The organism is Sulfuricaulis sp. (genome assembly GCF_024653915.1).
Taxonomy (GTDB): Bacteria; Pseudomonadota; Gammaproteobacteria; order Acidiferrobacterales; family Sulfurifustaceae; genus Sulfuricaulis.
Genome location: NZ_JANLGY010000017.1, coordinates 58,053 through 75,298, shown reverse-complemented (window position 1 = coordinate 75,298; position 17,246 = coordinate 58,053). Strand labels below are relative to the sequence as shown.

Genomic DNA, 17,246 nt, shown 5'->3' with positions numbered 1-17,246 from the left:
TATCACAGTTTTGAAGTCATGGATTGTTGCAACAGGTGATCCACCGACGCGTGCATCACATCGAGAAACGGATACGGCCACAGCCCCATGACCAGCACGGCCAGGGCCAGTAGCGAGAGAAACACGATTTCGCGCGCAGTGACATCCGTAAGTGCGGCGACCTTGTCATTGGCAACCGCCCCGAAAATTACACGCTTGTACATCCACAGCGTGTAGGCAGCGCCAAACACGAGCGTCGTGGCCGCGGCCAGGGCATACCAGACATTGGCCTGGAACGCGCCCAGGATCACCAGCAACTCGCCCACGAATCCGGAGGTACCGGGCAGACCGGCGTTGGCCATGGCGAACAGCATCATGAAAGCGGCAAACACCGGCATGCGATTGGCGACACCGCCGTAGTCCTTGATCATGCGTGAATGGAGACGGTCATAGAGAACACCCACGCACAGGAACAGCGCGCCGGAAACAAAACCGTGCGAGATCATCTGCACGATACCCCCCTCAATACCCTGCACGTTGAATATGAAAAATCCCAGGGTCACAAAACCCATGTGTGCAATAGATGAATAGGCAATCAGCTTTTTCATGTCCTCCTGCACCAGTGCCACCAGACCGATGTACACGATCGCGATGAGCGAGAGCGCGATCATGAGCCACGCCAGTTCATGCGAGGCGTCCGGCAGGATGGGGAGTGAGAAGCGCAGGAAACCGTAGGCGCCCATTTTCAGCATGATCGCGGCCAGAATAACGGACCCTCCCGTGGGCGCCTCAACATGCGCATCCGGCAGCCAGGTATGCACCGGCCACATCGGGACCTTCACGGCAAAGGCCGTGAGGAAAGCGAGAAAGATGAGAATCTGAGGGGTGGACCCGAGTTTAACGCCGTGCCAGGCGAGAATGTCAAAACTACCGGCCTGATAGTAAAGATAAATAAAGGCCACCAGCATCAGTACCGAACCGAGAAAGGTATAAAGGAAAAACTTGATGGTGGCGTAAACGCGGTTCGGCCCGCCCCACAGGCCGATGATGAGGAACATCGGGACCAGCATGGCCTCCCAGAAAATGTAGAACAGGATGCCATCGAGCGCGCTGAACACGCCGATCATGAGTCCTTCCATGATCAGGAACGCGGCATAATACTGCGCCACCTTCTTCTCGATCACCTTCCAGGCAGAAATAATGACCAGCACGGTGCTGAAACTCGTCAACAGGATCAGCAGCAGCGAGATGCCGTCAATACCCAGACGATAACGGATGTTGAAAGCCTCGATCCAGGCACGGTCCTCGACAAACTGCATCGCATGCGTGCCGCTGTTGAAATTGGCATACAGCGGCAGTGTAACGATGAAAGTCAGAACAGCGATCACGAGGCTCAGCTGGCGGGCGTAATCGGCATTGCGATCACTGCCGGTGGCAAGCACCGCGATACCGCCGAAGATCGGCAGCCATGTCACCAGACTCAGGATATGTTCGGCCAGCATCATTTATTTGTGCAGGAAAAAAGTGATCAACAGGAACAGTCCCAGGATCATGGCGAATGCGTAGTGATACACGTAGCCGGACTGGATATGGCGGATGACCGAGGACACCCAGCCAATCATGCGCGCCGTGCCGTTCACCGCCAGGCCATCGATAAGCTTCACGTCACCGATTTTCCAGAACAAGCGCCCAATGGCGCGCGCGCCGCCAGCAAATACGAATTCATTGAACTCATCCACGAAATATTTGCGCAGCAGGAGTGTGTAGATCACGCCGGCCTTTTCGCGCACGCGGCTCGGAAGGTGCGGCAGGCGGACGTACATGAACCAGGCCGTAACAATTCCCCCCACCGCGAGCAGGAACGGTGCGGATTGCAGGCCATGGGCGATGAAGGGGCCGAGCCCGGCATACTGCCCCGCGATCTGCTGAACCACGTCATGCGCCGGCAGGACTTTAATGGATTCGCCGAAGAAACTGCCAAACACCAGCGGATCGAGGAACATGAAACCCGTCACAAGCGAGGGAATGGCGAGCAGTATAAGAGGTATCGTCACTACCCAGGGCGATTCCTCCACATGCTTGAGCGTATGCTCATCCATGCGCGGCTTGCCGTAATACACCAGGAACAGCATGCGGAAGGTATAAAAAGCGGTGACGAACACGCCCGTCAGTACGGCAAAATAGGCAAAGCCGCTGCCAGGCAATTGCGAGTGATGCGCCGCCTCGATGATCATGTCCTTGGAGAAGAAACCCGCGAACGGCGGAATCCCCGCCAGCGCGAGCGACCCGATCCAGGTGGTGATAAAAGTAATCGGCATGCGCCGCTTGAGGCCGCCCATTTTGCGCAGGTCCTGCTCGTGATGCAGGGCGATAATCACCGAGCCCGCGGCCAGGAACAGCAAAGCCTTGAAGAAGGCATGCGTCATCAGATGAAAGATGCCCACGCTGTAGGCCGAAGCCCCAAGTGCGACCATCATGTAGCCAAGCTGGGACAGCGTCGAATACGCCACCACGCGTTTGATGTCGTTCTGCACCATTCCAACGAAGGCCATGAACAGCGCCGTGATCGCGCCGATGACGAGCACCACTGACAACGCGGTTTCCGAAAGCTCATACAGCGGCGACATGCGCGCCACCATGAACACGCCGGCGGTCACCATGGTGGCCGCATGGATCAGGGCCGAGATGGGCGTCGGGCCCTCCATCGAGTCGGGCAGCCACACGTGCAGCGGGGCCTGCGCGGACTTGCCCATCGCGCCAATGAACAGCAGGATGCAAATGAGCGTTATCACGCTCCATTCAGCGCCCGGCAGCACCTGGATAGTCTTAGCAACCATCTGCGGGGCGATCGCGAACACGGCAGCATAATCCAGCGTGCCGAAGGTCATGTAGATCGCGGCGATACCGAGCAGGAAACCCAGATCGCCGACGCGGTTGACAAGGAAAGCCTTGAGCTGGGCGTAGGTGGCCGAATCGCGCGTGTACCAGAAACCGATCAACAGGTAGGACATCAGGCCCACCGCCTCCCAGCCGAAGAAAAGCTGGAGAAAATTGTTCGACATCACCAGCATCAGCATCGAAAAGGTAAAAAGCGCGATGTAACTGAAGAAGCGCTGATAACCGGGATCGTCGTGCATATAGCCAATGGTGTAGATGTGCACCATGAGCGAAACGAAGGTCACCACCACCATCATGAGCGCCGTCAGGGGATCGATCAGGAATCCGATCTCCAGCGGGATGCCACCAGAAACGCCCCAGGTATAAACCGGCCCGTTAAAACTGTTCCCTGCGAGCACATCCGGCAGGACCACAAAAGCCGACAGCACGAACGCCGTGGCCACACCGAAAATCGCCACGCTGTGCGCACCGACACGCCCGATCTTCCAGCCCAGCAGGCCGGCCAGCATCGCGCCCACGAGGCAGGACAGCGGAATGGCGAGATAGATCAGCTCGAAAGGAAAGGAATTCTGCATCATCTATCCTTTCAGGCTGCTCAGGTCTTCGACATTGATGGTCTGGCGGTTACGGAACACCGCCACCAGGATGGCCAGCCCGATGGCCGACTCGGCCGCCGCCACAGTCAGGATGAAAAACACAAAAACCTGCCCGGAGATGTCGCCGAGATAATGTGAAAACGCAATGAAGTTCAGGTTCACGGCGAGCAGCATCAGCTCGATGGCCATGAGCAGAATGACCAGATTCTTGCGATTGAGAAAAATACCGACGACGCTCAGGGAAAACAGGATAGCCCCGAGAATCAGATAATGCGACAACGGAATCATCGTTTCCCTTCCCTTTTTCGCACAGTCATCACTCAGCTTTTCTTTTCTGACGACATCTTAACGATACGCACACGTTCGCGCGGGTCGATATTAATCTGCCGCGACGGATCCTGGTATTTGCTGTCCTTGCGGCGACGCAAGGTGAGCGCGATGGCCGCAACAATGGCCACCAGCAGAATGCCCGCCGCGATTTCAAACGGATAGGCGTAAACCGTGTACAGCAGTCGCCCGAGTTCGCGCGTGTTGCTGTGATCCGCGGGCAGCGAGCCCGGATCGGGCATCTGTTTTAAACCAAACTGATCAGTGCTCAGAATAATGCCCATCTCAAGTACCAGCAGCACCGCCACCAGCCCCCCGATCGGCAGGTACTCGCCAAAGCCCTCGCGCAGGCGCACGAGGTTGATATCAAGCATCATGACCACGAACAGGAACAGCACCATGACCGCGCCGACGTAGACCAAAACCAGCACGATGGCGAGGAATTCCGCCTGCAGCAGCAGCCACAGGCCGGCGGCGCTCACAAACGCCAGCACCAGAAACAGCGCCGCCTTCACCGGGTTGCGCACGGTAATCACCATGGCGGCGGCGAACACCAGCACCACACTGAAGAAGTAAAAAATGAGCTGTTTAAATTCCATAATAATTATTATCTTTGAAACCGCAGATGAACGCGGATAAACGCAGATTAAAAAATAACTCTATTGGTTCTTTGCTTCGATCTGCGTTCATCTGCGTTTATCTGCGGTTCCACATTCTTATCTATATTTCGCGTCGGTCGCGCGGTCTTCCGCGAGCTGTTTTTCGTACTTGTCGCCGATCGCGAGCAATTCTTCCTTGTGGATCACATGCTCGCCGCGATTTTCGAAATGAAACTCGAAAATCCTGGTTTCGACGATGGAATCGACGGGACAGGACTCCTCGCAGAAACCGCAGTAGATACACTTGAAGAGATCGATATCGTAACGCGTGGTGCGGCGCGTGCCATCGGCGCGCACTTCCGATTCGATCGTGATGGCCGCCGCGGGACAGACCGCTTCACACAGCTTGCAGGCAATGCAGCGCTCCTCGCCGTTGGGGTAGCGACGCAGCGCGTGCAGGCCGCGGAATCGCGGACTGATCGGCGTCTTCTCCTCCGGGTACTGCACCGTAAACTTGCGCATGAACAGATGACGCCCGGTCACCATCAGGCCCTTCAGCAGCTCATAGAGCAGGAATGTATTCAGATAACGTTTGACCGTCTTGAGCATGGTTGTCCCCTCTTCCACTCAGTGGAAAATAAACCCCCAAGGCGTGAGAAACATGACGCATCCCATCACGGCGATCCAGACCAGCGTCACCGGAATAAACACCTTCCATCCCAGCCGCATGATCTGGTCGTAACGATAGCGCGGAAACGTGGCACGGAACCACAGGAAACAAAACAGAATGAAACTGATCTTGAACAGCAGCCAGTGAATGCCATTGCCCAGCACGGCGCCAATCACCGGTACGGCCAGCAGCTTGGCGGGCAGAATTTCGAACGGCGACAGCCAGCCGCCCAGGAACATGATCGAGCATAGTGCCGAGATCAGAATCATGTTGGCATACTCGGCCAGAAAAAAGAGGGCGAACGCTGTGCCGGAGTACTCTACGTGAAAGCCGGCCACAATCTCGGACTCGCCTTCGGCTACGTCAAACGGCGCACGGTTGGTCTCGGCTACGCCGGAGATGAGATACACCAGGAACAACGGGAACAGCGGAAGCAGGTACCATTGATGCGGGCCTCCGCTCTGAGCCAGCACGATCTCGCGCAAGTTCAGGCTGCCGGCCGCCATCAGCACGCCCACCAGCGCGAAACCCATGGCGATTTCATAGGCCACGATTTGGGCCGCCGAGCGCAGGCTGCCGAGGAAGGCATACTTCGAGTTGGATGCCCAGCCGGCGATGATAACTCCATAAACCGTCATGGATGTGAGTGCGAGAATGTACAACAGGCCGGCATCAATGTTTGTCAGCCACATTTTGTCAGTAAACGGAATCACCGCCCACGCCGCCAAGGCCGGCGCAAAAGTGAGAATCGGCGCAAACAGGAACAGGTACCTGCTCGACTTGTTCGGAATTATCACTTCCTTGAGAAAAAGTTTGACCACATCGGCAAACGGCTGCAGCAGACCCTTGGGGCCCACGCGGTTGGGTCCGATGCGCGCCTGCATGTAGCCGATGATTTTGCGTTCGGCCAAGGTGAGATACGCCACCGTCAGTATCAGTGGAACGGCGATGAGGAGGATCTTGCCAAGGTTGAGCAATCCCACCTGCGACCAATCCGGAAACCAGTTCCAGATGTCGAGCATGATTTTGCTCATGACGCCACCTTGATGGTTGCCGGGCCGTGTGCGCCCAGCATGCAGGTCTCGGCATATCCAGCGGGGACAAGAACGCATCCATCCGGCACGCGTTCATCCAGCACCAGATTGAGGCGCGCCACACCCTGCGCCATGATCACCTGCACGGTCTGGCCCTGCTCGAAACCATGCTTGCCGGCCTGCGCCGTATTGAGACGCGCGGACGGCGGCGGGTTGTCGGCCGTGTTCTGCAACGACGGCGCGCGGCGTACGATGGCGTCAACAACATACATGGGGACTTCGGCAATACGCATCAGCTGACCGTTCGCGGGCATCATGGCGGTGTCATCATGCAGCGAAGGAAAAGTAATGGGCGGTGCCACCGGGATTGCCGGCAGATTCATTTCCTTGCGAACCTCTTCAATCGAATTCTGCTCAAAACCCGGCAACCCCATGAGATTCCCAAGCATGCGCAGAATCTTCCATCCGGGACGCGATTCCCCCAATAAGGTGGCCGCCGCGGTGAACGGCTGCCATCGGCCTTCAGCGCTGATAAAGCTGCCGTCGGTTTCGGTAAAAGGCGCCAGTGGCAGCCACACATCCGCATACTCCACCGCGCGCGTGCGATACGGCGATGGTTTGAAGCTCGTCATCATGACAACGAATTCAGCCGTGCACAGAGCAGTCGCCGCCGACCCGTCCAGGCAGTCGAACTCAGGCTCGGTGCCAAACAGCAGATAGGCATTGAGTGGCTTGTGCAACATGTCCAATGCATGCCGCCCCTTCGTTGCGTCCTTGCCGGCCGGTCCACGATGAGGCACGCACCCGGCCACCCATGCACCTGTAGCATTGGCCTCCGGGAGCTGGCCAAACTTCGCGCCGGACAATTCAGCGATGAGCTGCGCCAGTGCGCGCAACGCTGCCGCCTGCGGATGGCTGAGCGCAAATGTTCCTAACAGAACGGAAACCCGTTCACCCTGATGCAGCGCCTGGGCCATAGACTGTTCCGGCGCTTCCGGCCTGATATTCCCGAAGTGAGAGGTAAATGTGGCGGGTAGCGCACACTTCTTCAATGCTGCCAGGGCGCTCACGACACCTGCAAGCGAACGCAGCATATTGGCTGGCGTGCAGACTACATTGCCCGCGAGCTTATAGTTGAAGTCATAATTAAGCGGATTGATGGCAAAAATTTTCGCGCCCTTGAGCACGGCCTTGCGCAAGCGCAGGTTGATCAGGGGCTGATCCTTGCGCGGATTGGATCCGACCAGCAGCGCCACATCAAGATTGCCGAGCTCGGCGATCGGTCGCCCAAGCGATGGGAACGGTGGTGCCATGGCATCATCGCTGAAATCCATCTGACGCAGGCGATGGTCCACGTTGCCGCTGCCGAGGGCGCGCATGAGTTTCTGCAACAGATAAAATTCCTCCGACGTGGAGATGGGTGCCGCCAGCGCTCCGAGGCCTTCAGGGCCATGCGTTTCCAGCACTTTTCTGAGGCCTGCCACGGTGTATTCCAGGGCCGTGGGCCAGTCGGTTTCCTCCCACTCGGTGCCGCGCCGGATCATCGGAACCCGCAGGCGGTCCTCGCCGTTCAAGGCTTCGTAACTGAAACGATCGCGGTCAGCCAACCAGACTTCGTTGACGGCCTCGTTTTCACGTGGCAACACGCGTTTCACACGTCCGTGCAAGGTCTGCACGATAATATTCGCGCCGACGCAATCGTGCGGGCTGATCGAAGCATGATCCGCCAGTTCCCAGGTGCGCGCGGTGAAACGGAAGGGCTTGGAGGTCAGCGCCCCCACGGGACAGAGGTCGATAACGTTACCGGACAGTTCGGAATCCACGCTGCGATTAAGGAAGGTGCGTATCTCCATGTGCTCGCCGCGCCCCAAGCCACCGAACTCCATCACGCCGGCGATCTCCTGGCCGAAGCGCACACAGCGGGTGCAGTGAATGCAGCGGGTCATCTCGGTCGAGATCAACGGTCCGATGTCCCGATCCTTCACAATGCGCTTAACCTCGGCATAGCGCGAAGCACTCTTGCCGTAACCCACGGCCAAGTCCTGCAATTCGCATTCGCCGCCCTGATCGCAGATTGGGCAATCGAGCGGGTGATTGATCAGCAGAAATTCCATGGTGCCTTTCTGCGCCGTGCGCGCCCGCTCGGAGCGGGTGCTCACCACCATGCCATCCATCACCGGCGTGGCGCAGGCCGGCAGCGGTTTGGGCGCTTTTTCCACGTCCACCAGACACATGCGGCAGTTGGCCGCAATCGACAACTTGTGGTGGTAGCAGAATCGCGGAATGTATATGCCAGCGGCATCGGTTACTTTGATCAACATCTCGCCCTTGCGTGCCTGCAACTTGCGGCCATCGACTTCGATCGTGACCGTGTCGGGCGCAACCGGGAGTTTCATTTTATCCGCGCTCACGCTCATGCGCGGCTCCCCAAGGTTCCCGGCATGCACTGGCGATGCTCGATGTGATATTCGAACTCGCTGCGGAAATGTTTGATGAAACTTTTTACCGGCCAGGCCGCGGCATCACCGAGTGCGCAGATGGTGCGCCCCTCGATGTTGGAGGCCACGTCCGTGAGCATGTCGAGATCCTCGGGCCGGCCTTCTCCATGCTCAATGCGATGGATAACGCGCGACATCCAGCCGGTGCCTTCGCGACACGGCGTGCATTGGCCACAGGATTCTTCAAAATAAAAATGGGCGATACGCGCCAGCGCGTGCACCATGCAGGTCGTGTCGTCCATCACAATTACCCCGCCCGAGCCCAGCATGGAACCGGCTTTGGCGAGCGCGTCATAATCCATGGTCACTTCCATCATGACCCCGGCCGGCAGCACATTGGCCGACGAACCTCCGGGAATAACTGCCTTGAGATGGCGGCCTTGGCGCACGCCGCCAGCCATTTCCAGCAGCTTCGCGAACGGCATCCCGAGCGGGACTTCGTAATTACCGGGTTTGTTGACATGGCCTGATACGGAGAAAAGCTTTGGCCCGCCGTTATTGGGCTTGCCGATCTTGAGAAACCAGTCGGCACCATTCCTTATAATGTCCGGAACGGATGCCAGTGTCTCGGTATTATTAATGGTGGTCGGCCGCCCGAACAAACCATAATTCGCCGGAAACGGGGGCTTGAAGCGCGGCAGGCCCTTTTTGCCCTCAAGGGATTCGAGCAGCGCGGTTTCCTCACCACAGATATAGGCGCCGGCACCCAAGTGGTTATGCAAATCGAAATCGACGCCCGAGCCCAGGATATTTTTGCCGAGCAGGCCGGCGTCATAGGCTTCGCGGAGCGCGGCTTCACAGCGCTCGAACGGCTCCCAAAACTCGCCGCGGATGTAGTTGTAACCCACGGTGGCGCCGATGGCGTAACCGGCTATGGCCATGCCCTCGATCAGGGAATGCGGATTGAAGCGCAAGATATCGCGGTCCTTAAATGTGCCCGGCTCGCCCTCATCGGAATTGCACACAATATACTTCTGGCCCGGCGTGTTCTTCGGCATGAAGGACCATTTCAGGCCCGTGGAGAATCCCGCACCACCCCGTCCACGCAAGGCGGATTTTTTTAGCTCATCGATGATTTTTTCCGGCGGCGTCTTGTCCTTCAGGATTTTTTTCCAAGTATCGTACCCGCCGGTGTCCTTGTAAACCGAGAGCCGCCACGGTTGGTTGAGATGGAGATTCTTGAAACAGAGTTCGTTGGCCACGGCGTTATTCCAGCTTGCCCAAAATCTCATCCACTCTCTCGGGGGTGAGATTCTCGTAATATTTTTTACCGATCATCATCATGGGAGCGCCACCGCAGGCGGCCAGGCATTCGACTTCCTTGAGCGTAAACTTTCCACCGGTCGTGGTCTCACCCGGTTTGATGCCGAGCCGCTTCTGGATATGGTTCATGATCCGGCTGGAACCGTTCAGCTGACAAGAAATATTGGTACAGACACAAACCTTGTGGCGGCCCACGGGCTTGAGATCGTACATGGTATAAAAGGTCGCCACTTCGTGCGCCGCAATGGGTGGTATTTCAAGGTATTCCGCCACCGCCTCGATCAGCTCAACCGACAGCCAGCCGCCGTTCTGCTCCTGGGCAATACTCAGCGCCGCCATCACGGCCGCCTGCTTCCGGTCCGGGGGGTACTTGGTAATCCAGCGGTCGATCTCGGCGCGCGAAGATTCGGAGAGCAGACCGGTCTTCGGGACCGTATTCGATTGCGGCTTCATCGGTCGATCTCCCCGAAAACGATGTCAAGCGTGCCGATGATCGCCACCACGTCAGCGATCATGTGGCCGCGGGTCATCTCGTCGAGCGCCGCCAGATGGGCGAAACCGGCGGAGCGAATTTTTACCCGGTAAGGTTTGTTCGCGCCGTCCGAGATCATGAACACGCCGAATTCGCCTTTGGGGTGCTCGACCGTTGCATAGGCCTCGCCTTCCGGAACACAGTAGCCTTCCGTGAAAAGCTTGAAGTGGTGAATGAGCGATTCCATGTCGTCCTTCATGTCTTCACGTTTCGGAGGGGCGATCTTCCGATCACCAATCATTACCGGCCCGGGATTGTTCCGCAGCCATTCGACGCACTGGCGCACGATGCGGTTGGACTGGCGCATCTCCTCGACCCGTACCAGGTAGCGGTCGTAGCAGTCACCGTTGACCCCCACGGGAATGTCAAAATCCATGCGGTCATAAACTTCGTAAGGCTGTTTCTTGCGCAGGTCCCACTCAACGCCCGAGCCGCGCAGCATGGGGCCGCTGAAGCCAAGTTGCACCGCGCGCTCCGGCGATACCACGCCGATGCCCACGGTACGCTGTTTCCAGATGCGGTTGTCGGTCAGCAGGGTTTCGTATTCGTCGATATGTTTCGGGAACCGCTCCGTGAAATCCCAGATGAAATCGAGCAACGAGCCCTGGCGGTTGGCATTCAACCGCGTCAGGTCATCGGCGTCGCGCAATTTGGACGGCAGGTACTGCGGCATGCTGTCGGGCAGATCGCGGTAAACGCCACCCGGCCGGTAATAGGTGGCGTGCATGCGCGCCCCCGATACCGCCTCGTAGCAATCAAACAGGTCCTCGCGCTCGCGGAAACAGTAAAGGAACACGGTCATGGCGCCGACGTCAAGCGCGTGCGCGCCGAGCCAAAACAGGTGATTGAGGATGCGCGTGATCTCGTCGAACAACACACGGACGTATTGCGCGCGCAGCGGTGGCTCGATACCAAGCAACTTCTCGATGGCCAGCACGTAGGCATGTTCGCTGCACATCATCGAGATGTAATCGAGGCGGTCCATGTAACCGATGGACTGGTTGTAGGGCTTGGACTCGGCCAGTTTCTCAGTGGCACGATGCAACAGGCCGATATGCGGGTCGGCACGCTGGATAACCTCGCCGTCGAGTTCGAGCACCAGGCGCAACACGCCGTGCGCCGCCGGGTGTTGCGGCCCAAAATTCATCGTGTAATTTCTGATCTCAGCCACGATCATTAACCCTTGGCAAAACCTTCTTCACGGATCACGCGTGGCACCAGCACGCGTGGCTCGATCGACACCGGCTGGTACACAACGCGCTGTTTTTCAGGGTCGTAACGCATCTCGACCTGACCGATGAGCGGAAAGTCTTTGCGGAATGGATGGCCCACGAATCCGTAATCGGTGAGGATGCGTCGCAGGTCCGGATGCCCCTCGAACACGATGCCAAAAAGATCGAAGGCCTCGCGCTCGTACCAGCTGGCCGAGTTCCAGATGCCGGTCACGGAAGCAATCTGCGGCATTTCATCGTCCAGCCAGGCATGCAGCCGAATGCGCCGGTTATGCTTCAGTGACAACAGCTGATACGCCACGGCAAACCGCGGCCCCGATCTAGGACCCGCCGGTGATTCCCGCCCGTAATCGAGATAATCCACACCACACAGATCCATCAGTTGAACGAAGGCAAACGCGGGATCGTCGCGCAATCGGGTACAGACTGAAAGAACATCGTCGCGCCGCACTTCCAGCGTCAGCTGGCCGACCGACTCACGCACAGCCGTGATCGACGCACCCAGCAATTCCCGGGCGTGTGCGACAAGCTCCTGATTTGAATCAGTCATGGTCCGGATTCCTCGGGCGCTAGCGGGCGATGGTATTGGTGCGGCGAATCTTTTTTTGCAGCTGAATGATGCCGTACAACAGGGCCTCGGCCGTCGGCGGGCAGCCCGGCACGTAAACGTCCACCGGCACGATGCGGTCGCAACCGCGCACCACGGAATAGGAATAATGGTAATAGCCACCGCCGTTGGCACAGGAGCCCATGGAAATCACCCAGCGCGGCTCGGCCATCTGGTCGTAGACTTTGCGCAGGGCCGGCGCCATCTTGTTCACCAGCGTCCCGGCCACGATCATGACGTCCGACTGCCGCGGACTGGGCCGGAAGACGATGCCGAACCGATCCATGTCGTAGCGCGCGGCCGCCGCGTGCATCATTTCTACCGCGCAGCAGGCCAACCCGAAAGTCATGGGCCAGAGCGAGCCCGTGCGCGCGGCATTAATAAGCGTGTCAGCCTTCGTGGTCACCCAGCCTTTCTCCAGAACGCCTTCAATACCCACGATCTTTCCCCACAATACAGAACACCTTCGCCGCCTCCGAAAAACTGTACAACACGGACGTAAATTCTTGTCGGCGGCCTGCGCCAACTCGCCGGTCGCATCCCCGCACAATGCGCGGGGCCCCTGCTCCACGGCTCATGTCGCTACTCCCATTCTAAAGCGCCTTTCTTCCATTCATAAATGAAACCGACCACAAGAATGCCGAGAAATACCATCATGGAAACAAAACCGAACATACCGATTTCCTGCAACGCCACGGCCCAGGGAAACAGGAATGCAATTTCGAGGTCAAAAATGATGAAAAGGATGGCGACGAGGTAATAACGCACGTCGAACTTCATGCGCGTGTCTTCGAATGCCTCAAAACCGCATTCATAAGGCGATAGCTTGGCACTGTCCGGACGATTCGGGCCCAGCACCCGGCCAGCCAGAACGATAACGCCACCCATGACCAGGGCAACGCCAATAAATATCAGGATGGGAAGATAAGCTTGCAGCATCCGAGCCCCGGGAATTCACCAGCGGAGTTCAATCCGCGCATGAAAATGAATGAGCCGGCGAGTCTAGGCTTTCGCTGCAAAGGATGTCAAGCAAACAACAGGAACACAAACCGATACCCTTCAAAGGGTTAAGTCACTTTTAGGGGTATAAAGAACACCTATTGATACGAGCGGTGTAAACATTATTTTACGTCACACAATACACGCGGGATAACACAAGACTGAATGGTGCCGACGGAGAGACTCGAACTCTCACGGCTTTCGCCACTACCACCTCAAGGTAGCGTGTATACCAATTTCACCACGTCGGCTTGAATTCAAAACCCGTAACGTGAAACGCGTTACATCACCTGGGCACTTCGGGCGCCTTGGGCACGGCGGGGACATCGGTGGGTAGTGCCGGCGTCTCGGTTTTTGCCGGCTGTTCAATAACCACACTCTTCGTAACGCTCGCTGGCACCGTCTGTTGCGCATGCAACCAGGCCATTCCCAGGTTGGAGAGGAAAAAGACCGTTCCCAGAATTGCCGTCGTGCGCGTCAAAAAATTGGCCGAACCGCGGCTGCCAAACAAGGTTTGCGAGGCGCCGCTGCCAAAAGCGGCGCCAATATCCGCGCCCTTACCCTGTTGCAACAGGATCAGGCCGATCAGCGCCACGGCCGCAATGACATCAACAACTAATACTATGTCTCTCATCAATTAACTCCGATGCACATGGATATGCAATTGTCAGTCGGCTGCGTGGCAAATCGTCAGGAACTCGTCCGCTTGCAGCGACGCCCCGCCGATCAAGCCCCCATCAATATCTGCCTGGGCCAGAAGCTCCTTCGCGTTGCTGCCCTTCATGCTGCCGCCATAAAGAATGCGCGTGCTTTCCGCTATGGTTTTATCCTTGGTCGCCAGTCGGCTGCGGATAAAACGGTGCACATCCTGGGCCTGCTGGGGTGTCGCCGTCTTGCCAGTGCCGATGGCCCAGACGGGCTCATAAGCGATCACGGCATTCTTGAAACTGGCGATGCCATGCTTGCTCAGCACGGCATCAAGCTGGCGCGCTACAACCGCCTCGGTCTGATTCGCTTCCCGTTCCTGCAGGGTCTCGCCAACACATAATATAGGTATCAATCCCACGGCTTGGGCCGCACCGTACTTCTCAGTCACCATGGCGTCATTTTCGCCATACAGCGTGCGACGCTCGGAATGACCGACGATAACATAAGTACAGCCGTAATCCTTGAGCATCGGACCGGAGATCTCGCCGGTAAAGGCGCCAGATTTATGCACCGACAGGTTCTGCCCGCCCCAAGCCACCGCACTCCCGGCCAGTTTCTCGGCCGCCAACGGTATCAGGACATACGGGGGGCACACAGCCGCTTCTGCCTTGGACGTGGAACTGATGCCTTTTTTGATTCCGTCCAGGAGGGCCGCAGATTCCGTCCGCGAGCCATTCATCTTCCAATTGCCCGCCACCAGTGGCCGACGCTTCGTCATCAGGACCTCCCCATATTCGTCTTAAATCTCTCGAAAAACGGGCGCGATGTTACCGATGCCGGCGTGGGAAAGCAATTTCAGAAAGGCAAAAACCAGAAAATGGACAGGATTAAGCAGGGCGAGCCGGAAACAGACGAAGACACTTAACATGTCTTCGTCCCGGCGAGCGCCCCGCCACGGATGGCGGGGCCGAGTATGTCGAAGTTTTCATGGTCTCGCCAGGGACGGCAAGTATGCCTTCCCTGGCGTCGCGGCAGGGCTTCGTTTTTCCCCGGCCCGCACATCCATGTGCGGGCGCTCAGCGGCGCCGATGTACGTTAAGTACATCGGCGACTACTCCGCTTCGCCCTGTAAATCCTGTCTATTCATTTCTTTCCGTCACGCCGCGGCTTCGGCCGCGCTTTTCACGGTATCGGCGAGATGACGGGTCAGACGCTCGACCTGCACGGCGTCGCGGCCCTCGACCATGACACGCACCACCGGCTCGGTGCCCGAAGCACGCAGTACCACGCGTCCATTGTCCGCCAGCTCATTTTCAACTGCCTTGAGGGCCTGCTGCACACGCGGTGATTCCTTGACGTCAAAACGGCGTGACATGCGCACATTGATCATGGTCTGCGGATAAATCTCGAGACCGCTTTTGAGATCGGCGAGGGTCTTGCCGGTCCCGCGCATGGCCGCCAGCACCTGCAATGCAGCGATGATGCCATCACCCGTGCTGGAACGATCGAGGCAAATGATATGGCCGGAAGTCTCACCCCCCAACTCCCAATCATGTTCGTTCAGCATGCTCAGCACGTGACGATCGCCGACCGCCGCGCGCTTGAAAGGAACGCCCAGTCTGCCGCAGGCGTGTTCCAGTCCGAGATTGCTCATAAGCGTGCCTACCACCCCGCCGTGCAACCGCCCTGACTGCTTCCGGTCCATGGCAATGATGTAAAGCAGGTGATCGCCATCCACGATTTCACCTCGACTATCGACCATGATCACCCGGTCGCCGTCACCGTCCAACGCAATACCGAGATCGGCCTTGTGCGCCAGCACGGTCTTCTTGAGAAAAATCGGAAAGGTGGCGCCACATTCGTGGTTTATGTTGAAGCCGTCAGGCTCATTCGCCACCGCCACGACTTCAGCACCGAGTTCGCTGAATACAAGGGGCGCGATGTGATAGGCCGCCCCGTTCGCACAGTCCACGACAATCTTGAGTCCTTCCAGACTCAAACGGTGGGGGAAGGTGCTTTTGCAAAATTCGATGTAGCGTCCTCCGGCATCTTCGTAGCGCCAAGCCTTGCCCAGTGCATCGGGTCCAGCGGTCGCCAGCGGCTGTTGCATCATGTCTTCAATAGCGAACTCAACATCATCCGGCAGCTTGGTACCCTCGGAGGAAAAAAACTTGATGCCGTTGTCATCGAATGGATTGTGCGAGGCTGAAATTACAATGCCGGCACGGGCACGGGCCGTGCGAGTCAGATAGGCAATGGCGGGTGTCGGCATCGGTCCGAGCAGACGGATGTCTACCCCGGCGGCCGAGAGACCGGCTTCGAGCAGGGACTCCAGCAGGTAACCGGAAACGCGCGTGTCCTTTCCAATCAGAATTACAGCGTGTTCGGTCGATCCCTGGCCCAGCACACGACCCGCCGCCCAGCCAAGCTTGAGCACGGTTTCCGGCGTGATCGGTTCTTCACCTACTTTCCCGCGGATACCATCGGTGCCGAAAAAACGGCGTTTATGGCTCATGTTCTATTCTCTCATGCTTTCGGGATACACGGCGGCCCACATGCGCAGCGCCTCGACCGTCGGACCGACATCGTGTACCCGCACAATACAGGCACCTTGCTGCACCGCCATCACGGCCAGCGCCACACTTGCGTACAGTCGCTGTTCCACCGGCAAACCCAGCAACTGGCCGATCATGGACTTGCGCGACAACCCGACCAGCACCGGTGCGCCCAGACTTTGCAGCTTCTTCAGGCCACGCAGTAATTCTATATTATGTTCCAGCGTCTTGCCGAAACCGAAGCCGGGATCAATGACCAGCCGTTGCGCCGGAATGCCCGCATTCATACAGGCGCCCAGCCGTTCCTCGAGAAAATCCCGAACCTCACCCACCACATCGGCGTAGCGGGGGGCATCCTGCATGGTGCGCGGTTCGCCAGACATGTGCATCAGGCACACCGGCACACCGAGCTGCTTCGACGCCTCCAGTGCGCCGGCTTCGCGCAGGGCGCGCACATCATTGATAAACCCCGCCCCGGCCTTGACGGCGGCGCGCATGACTTCGGGTTTGGAAGTGTCTATCGAAATGGGCAGAGGAATTTTCTTGTGCAGCGCTTCCACCACCGGAAGCACCCGGTCAATTTCCTCCTGCGCCGATACTGGCCGCGCGCCGGGTCGCGTGGATTCGCCACCAATATCGATAATATCGGCACCCGCCTCCGCCATCCGCAGTGCCTGGGCAATCGCTTTATCAGGAGACAAAAAAACACCCCCGTCTGAAAAAGAATCGGGGGTGATATTCAGGATGCCCATCACCGCTGGACGGCGCAAATCGAGCGGCCGCCCGGCGCAATCCAGAACTGTCATTTC

The 17,246-nt window shown here is 58.0% G+C and carries 17 protein-coding genes and 1 tRNA gene; all 18 read right to left on the bottom strand.

Going from position 1 to position 17,246, the window contains the following annotated elements:
- Positions 1-2 precede the first annotated feature (2 nt).
- Positions 3-1,484 carry an NADH-quinone oxidoreductase subunit M gene (locus tag NUV55_RS09485; protein ID WP_296672383.1) on the bottom strand — a complete coding sequence of 494 codons (1,482 nt, stop codon included), beginning with the start codon at positions 1,482-1,484 and terminating at the stop codon, positions 3-5.
- Entirely contained in the window at positions 1,485-3,455 is a 1,971-nt protein-coding gene (gene nuoL / locus NUV55_RS09480) for an NADH-quinone oxidoreductase subunit L (protein WP_296672381.1), read from the bottom strand.
- Positions 3,456-3,761: an NADH-quinone oxidoreductase subunit NuoK gene (nuoK, locus tag NUV55_RS09475; protein WP_296672379.1), complete on the bottom strand. Its 306-nt coding sequence runs from the start codon at positions 3,759-3,761 to the stop codon at positions 3,456-3,458. It abuts the gene before it with no gap.
- A gap of 32 nt (positions 3,762-3,793) precedes the next feature.
- A complete protein-coding gene (locus tag NUV55_RS09470) occupies positions 3,794-4,399 on the bottom strand; it encodes an NADH-quinone oxidoreductase subunit J (RefSeq protein WP_296672377.1) in 606 nt (201 codons plus the stop codon).
- Positions 4,400-4,516: 117 nt separating this feature from the next.
- On the bottom strand, positions 4,517-5,008 hold the full coding sequence (gene nuoI, locus NUV55_RS09465; RefSeq protein WP_296672375.1) for an NADH-quinone oxidoreductase subunit NuoI: 492 nt from the start codon (positions 5,006-5,008) through the stop codon (positions 4,517-4,519).
- Positions 5,009-5,026: 18 nt separating this feature from the next.
- Positions 5,027-6,103, bottom strand: coding sequence for an NADH-quinone oxidoreductase subunit NuoH (gene nuoH / locus NUV55_RS09460; RefSeq protein WP_296672373.1), 1,077 nt, complete (start codon positions 6,101-6,103; stop codon positions 5,027-5,029).
- The gene (gene nuoG / locus NUV55_RS09455; protein ID WP_296672371.1) at positions 6,100-8,499 is read right to left on the bottom strand and encodes an NADH-quinone oxidoreductase subunit NuoG; all 2,400 of its coding nucleotides are present in this window, start codon (positions 8,497-8,499) and stop codon (positions 6,100-6,102) included. The genes nuoH and nuoG overlap by 4 nt, the downstream gene beginning before the upstream one ends.
- Before the next feature lie 17 nt (positions 8,500-8,516).
- Positions 8,517-9,833, bottom strand: coding sequence for an NADH-quinone oxidoreductase subunit NuoF (nuoF, locus tag NUV55_RS09450; RefSeq protein ID WP_296672369.1), 1,317 nt, complete (start codon positions 9,831-9,833; stop codon positions 8,517-8,519).
- Positions 9,808-10,317 carry an NADH-quinone oxidoreductase subunit NuoE gene (gene nuoE / locus NUV55_RS09445; RefSeq protein ID WP_296672367.1) on the bottom strand — a complete coding sequence of 170 codons (510 nt, stop codon included), beginning with the start codon at positions 10,315-10,317 and terminating at the stop codon, positions 9,808-9,810. Before nuoE ends, nuoF begins: the two co-directional genes overlap by 26 nt.
- Positions 10,314-11,573: an NADH-quinone oxidoreductase subunit D gene (locus NUV55_RS09440; protein WP_367280393.1), complete on the bottom strand. Its 1,260-nt coding sequence runs from the start codon at positions 11,571-11,573 to the stop codon at positions 10,314-10,316. Before NUV55_RS09440 ends, nuoE begins: the two co-directional genes overlap by 4 nt.
- Positions 11,573-12,178: an NADH-quinone oxidoreductase subunit C gene (locus NUV55_RS09435; protein ID WP_296672364.1), complete on the bottom strand. Its 606-nt coding sequence runs from the start codon at positions 12,176-12,178 to the stop codon at positions 11,573-11,575. The genes NUV55_RS09440 and NUV55_RS09435 overlap by 1 nt, the downstream gene beginning before the upstream one ends.
- A gap of 19 nt (positions 12,179-12,197) precedes the next feature.
- Entirely contained in the window at positions 12,198-12,674 is a 477-nt protein-coding gene (locus tag NUV55_RS09430; RefSeq protein WP_296672363.1) for an NADH-quinone oxidoreductase subunit B family protein, read from the bottom strand.
- A gap of 143 nt (positions 12,675-12,817) precedes the next feature.
- A complete protein-coding gene (locus NUV55_RS09425; protein ID WP_296672361.1) occupies positions 12,818-13,174 on the bottom strand; it encodes an NADH-quinone oxidoreductase subunit A in 357 nt (118 codons plus the stop codon).
- A 226-nt stretch (positions 13,175-13,400) separates the two neighbouring features.
- A tRNA-Leu gene (locus NUV55_RS09420) sits at positions 13,401-13,485 on the bottom strand.
- A 35-nt stretch (positions 13,486-13,520) separates the two neighbouring features.
- The gene (gene secG / locus NUV55_RS09415; protein ID WP_296672359.1) at positions 13,521-13,868 is read right to left on the bottom strand and encodes a preprotein translocase subunit SecG; all 348 of its coding nucleotides are present in this window, start codon (positions 13,866-13,868) and stop codon (positions 13,521-13,523) included.
- 33 nt (positions 13,869-13,901) lie between these two features.
- On the bottom strand, positions 13,902-14,660 hold the full coding sequence (tpiA, locus tag NUV55_RS09410; protein WP_296672357.1) for a triose-phosphate isomerase: 759 nt from the start codon (positions 14,658-14,660) through the stop codon (positions 13,902-13,904).
- A 378-nt stretch (positions 14,661-15,038) separates the two neighbouring features.
- The gene (gene glmM / locus NUV55_RS09405; protein WP_296672356.1) at positions 15,039-16,397 is read right to left on the bottom strand and encodes a phosphoglucosamine mutase; all 1,359 of its coding nucleotides are present in this window, start codon (positions 16,395-16,397) and stop codon (positions 15,039-15,041) included.
- 3 nt (positions 16,398-16,400) lie between these two features.
- Positions 16,401-17,243, bottom strand: coding sequence for a dihydropteroate synthase (gene folP, locus NUV55_RS09400; protein ID WP_296672354.1), 843 nt, complete (start codon positions 17,241-17,243; stop codon positions 16,401-16,403).
- Positions 17,244-17,246: the final 3 nt, after the last annotated feature.

What these genes read in the sequence shown, in the direction of transcription:
- NUV55_RS09485 (WP_296672383.1), bottom strand. Translation starts at nt 1,484, where the DNA reads ATGATGCTGGCCGAACATATCCTGAGTCTGGTGACATGGCTGCCGATC.
- nuoL (WP_296672381.1), bottom strand. Translation starts at nt 3,455, where the DNA reads ATGATGCAGAATTCCTTTCCTTTCGAGCTGATCTATCTCGCCATTCCG.
- nuoK (WP_296672379.1), bottom strand. Translation starts at nt 3,761, where the DNA reads ATGATTCCGTTGTCGCATTATCTGATTCTCGGGGCTATCCTGTTTTCC.
- NUV55_RS09470 (WP_296672377.1), bottom strand. Translation starts at nt 4,399, where the DNA reads ATGGAATTTAAACAGCTCATTTTTTACTTCTTCAGTGTGGTGCTGGTG.
- nuoI (WP_296672375.1), bottom strand. Translation starts at nt 5,008, where the DNA reads ATGCTCAAGACGGTCAAACGTTATCTGAATACATTCCTGCTCTATGAG.
- nuoH (WP_296672373.1), bottom strand. Translation starts at nt 6,103, where the DNA reads ATGAGCAAAATCATGCTCGACATCTGGAACTGGTTTCCGGATTGGTCG.
- nuoG (WP_296672371.1), bottom strand. Translation starts at nt 8,499, where the DNA reads ATGAAACTCCCGGTTGCGCCCGACACGGTCACGATCGAAGTCGATGGC.
- nuoF (WP_296672369.1), bottom strand. Translation starts at nt 9,833, where the DNA reads ATGAGATTTTGGGCAAGCTGGAATAACGCCGTGGCCAACGAACTCTGT.
- nuoE (WP_296672367.1), bottom strand. Translation starts at nt 10,317, where the DNA reads ATGAAGCCGCAATCGAATACGGTCCCGAAGACCGGTCTGCTCTCCGAA.
- NUV55_RS09440 (WP_367280393.1), bottom strand. Translation starts at nt 11,573, where the DNA reads ATGATCGTGGCTGAGATCAGAAATTACACGATGAATTTTGGGCCGCAA.
- NUV55_RS09435 (WP_296672364.1), bottom strand. Translation starts at nt 12,178, where the DNA reads ATGACTGATTCAAATCAGGAGCTTGTCGCACACGCCCGGGAATTGCTG.
- NUV55_RS09425 (WP_296672361.1), bottom strand. Translation starts at nt 13,174, where the DNA reads ATGCTGCAAGCTTATCTTCCCATCCTGATATTTATTGGCGTTGCCCTG.
- secG (WP_296672359.1), bottom strand. Translation starts at nt 13,868, where the DNA reads ATGAGAGACATAGTATTAGTTGTTGATGTCATTGCGGCCGTGGCGCTG.
- tpiA (WP_296672357.1), bottom strand. Translation starts at nt 14,660, where the DNA reads ATGACGAAGCGTCGGCCACTGGTGGCGGGCAATTGGAAGATGAATGGC.
- glmM (WP_296672356.1), bottom strand. Translation starts at nt 16,397, where the DNA reads ATGAGCCATAAACGCCGTTTTTTCGGCACCGATGGTATCCGCGGGAAA.
- folP (WP_296672354.1), bottom strand. Translation starts at nt 17,243, where the DNA reads ATGACAGTTCTGGATTGCGCCGGGCGGCCGCTCGATTTGCGCCGTCCA.